Source organism: Proteus sp. G2669 (genome assembly GCF_009915245.1).
Classification (GTDB): domain Bacteria; phylum Pseudomonadota; class Gammaproteobacteria; order Enterobacterales; family Enterobacteriaceae; genus Proteus.
Map to the genome: position 1 here is coordinate 1 of NZ_JAABLX010000016.1, position 3,084 is coordinate 3,084.

Annotated in this window: 3 protein-coding genes and 1 pseudogene; all 4 read right to left on the bottom strand. The window is 30.5% G+C overall.

Annotated features, from left to right (window positions below):
- Nucleotides 1-1,155: pseudogene (locus tag GWI68_RS03665) on the bottom strand (type VI secretion protein VasK); the annotation flags it as partial.
- Entirely contained in the window at nucleotides 1,152-2,294 is a 1,143-nt protein-coding gene (locus GWI68_RS03670) for a hypothetical protein (RefSeq protein ID WP_166539419.1), read from the bottom strand. The gene GWI68_RS03670 and the pseudogene GWI68_RS03665, both read right to left, overlap by 4 nt.
- 2 nt (nucleotides 2,295-2,296) lie before the next feature.
- Nucleotides 2,297-2,563 (bottom strand): PAAR domain-containing protein, encoded by a 267-nt coding sequence (locus tag GWI68_RS03675; protein ID WP_166539420.1) that lies wholly within the window; start codon nucleotides 2,561-2,563, stop codon nucleotides 2,297-2,299.
- Nucleotides 2,564-2,805: 242 nt separating this feature from the next.
- Nucleotides 2,806-3,084 (bottom strand): hypothetical protein (locus tag GWI68_RS20130; protein WP_208105111.1); only part of this gene is annotated, 279 nt, incomplete at its 5' end.

Genomic DNA, 3,084 nt, shown 5'->3' on the forward strand with positions numbered 1-3,084 from the left:
AACCACCATACCAATCCCCCACAGTGTCATGGCAGTGGCAACGGTATATTGCAAAATACGTTTTGAGTTTAGCCCTAAAGGTGATGCCTTTAGTTGAGGGGGAAGGTGTGAATTTGCCGTGAGAAGCGCTTTCCAATGGGGATTGGATGTCCATTGATTATTTTGTGATAAAGTTGCAGACACGTTATTGTCAACAGGTGTACTAAAGAGCACACCAGCGAACGGCAAGGAGCGATAACCTGATAAAAGCGGTGCCAAAGTATTGGCGATTTTTTCACATCCTTCATGTTGAAGAAAACGCGCTAATGCTAATAGGTAAGTTTGTGTTGGGTTATGCAAGACAGCTAGTGTGCCTTGTTCCACTAGTGCCGGTAAAAGCGTTTTTAAGTCATTAGAAAGCGTTTCAGATGTCGCTTTTAAAGGGGCTGAATAAAGGATTGTGGGTACTTCATTTGTTGTTATTTCACCGTTATTACTGATATTCCAAAGCCAAATGGGGGCTTGCCAGCGTAATTGACGAAAGAGCTGGTGGAAATAACGGCTTGCCATATCGGTATTGGTCGGCGTTAAGTGATTAAATAAGGAATGACCAAGCGGTTGTTGCGATAAGTTATTTTCTGATACCCAAATAACCGCATCGAGCGGACGACGTCGGCGCAGTTGTTTTAAATCTTGAATTAAATTTTCATCAATACTTTGATGGATATCGCCACCATAGATAAGCAACGTGCCGTTGTTTTCTTGCCAGATATCTGTTGTTAGGTTGGGAGTCAGTTTTTCGATAGAAGTAGAGGTGCCTATTAACAAGTTAATTTTTACTTTACTCTGCCAAAATAAGCCATAAACTCTTTTCATTCTTTCTAATAAAAGATTATTACTATTACCTTCTTCTTTTATTCTATTTTCTTCAGATGGGTATTTGTTGAAATTTTTATCATTATTTCTATATTTATATTTTTTGATTTTATTGAAATAAAAAAATAATGTGCTAATAAAAAAAGACACCAATGCTAGAATAATAATAGCTACTTCTTTCTTTCTTGTCGTATCGATGAAAAAATATTCACCATAACGCCAGATGACGATACAAAGTATTAATATAATAAAAAAGAAGAAGATAGTTTTTATAGACAATGATAAAAATTTTGCATTCATTCTATTTGCTCATTATTTGTCGTTACTGTATTAATATAAAAATTATTTTCACTCTGACATAAAGAAAGAATGTTTTTTTTATATTGATATACAAAATTTACGGACAATCCCATTGTTATCCAAGAAGAATAATCATCAATAGGTCCAATAAAATACTCTATATCTAAGGTATTATCTAATGATATATCATTTAATGAATTGTCATTATTAAATAATGACATAAGGATATTACTATTTGCTTTACTATCTAGAATAATATGCGTGGCTAAATTCGAATCAATTTGAATTTCACTAAAGATATTTAGTGCTTCTTGATAATTTTCATCTTCTGCTATTAACATTGGACGCTGAACATTAGCCATTATGTCAATATGATGTTTTTTGATTATATCATCTGATGACATGATCAATATTCCCAAGGCCGCAGATTGATTCTCTTTAACACTCTGATCGATAATTATTATTTCAATATTATCATCATTATTTGCTATAGTGTTTTCTATATGCTGATACGATAAGCCATCAACTATTTCAAAATCAGGTATTTCTTTATTAAGAAAGAGTTCTCTCCATACAAGATAAAGTTCATCTCTTATTTTGTTTTTATCTTTAGTCGTTAGATATTTTATTTTGATAGACAATTTATCAAGTAATTTTTCTATGGTTGGTTGTGTACTTTTTAATAAATAATAAACTGATGGTTTTTTCTCATCTAAATAGTCGATATTCTGAGGAATGTGATAACATGATATATGTTCTGCTGCATTATTGTTTATATATGAAATCGTTGTTTTTTGTGGAAGGAAAAAAATGCTATCGATAACACAAACACTACGTCTTCCCCAATCCTCCCATTTTTTATCTGCAAATTTTTTCTCATTATATAAAAAAGAATAAATATTTTTGTTTTTTATATAAACTATATGCTTATATAAAAATGTAATTATTGTTATTAAAAAAGGAAGAATAGAAATAATAATTCTAAAGAATTCTTTTTGTTGTGTAACTTCATCTTTATTTTTTAAACTTAAAGAGTAGATTAGAAATAAAATCGACAAACCTATTGCTAAACACCATTTAAAATAAGGAAGATGAGTTGGTTTTGATGTTAATTTAATTGATTTTTTATTCCATGCCATAATTAATCCAGTGAAAAATCAGTAATGCTAGCAATAAGATAACAACCACACTCTGTATGGCATCCCTCAGTCGCAAGAGCTGTACCTTGACAAGTAAAATAAGATGAACCTTCAATAATAGAATTAATTCCATGTCCTTTCTTTGGGCAATTAACTTTATCTCCTACTTTAGCCGCTTTTTTTCCATTGATAATAAAATCAGAGGTCGCTGTAATAACTATGCCGCCATGACTGGTTTTATCTCCTAATAAAATAACTTTTTTATTCATAAATCATTCCATTAATATACATTAAAGGGTGATAATCCAATTTTTTAGATATTGAATACCAACGGTAAGCTATTTAGTGTCAAATAAAGAACTGTATTTTATCACTACGAGGAGCACAGCCTTGGATCATGATGATGATAGGCAGTAAGAGAAAAAACTTATAAACGCTCCATTTCTTCTCTTGCCTTATATTTGACATAAATAGGTTCAAATAACCTCCTGAATTGTAATTGAAGTTATATTTAGTTAAGACTTTTTAATTTATTATAATTTGGAGGCCATGAAGATTTTTTTTCTATGGTGCCATCTGAATAATAAATAATAATATCTTTTTCTAGCTCTTTAGGCATGTCAATCTTCGTGATATTATCCTTATGAAAGAGAGGGGTAAATAATATATTTCTTTCATTATTAACTAATATATATTGAGATCTACCCCAATGGTTAAATAAAGTTATTTTTTTTTCATTTGATACTTCGTTATTAATAAATACCGGATAGTAATTAAGTTCTATTTTTTC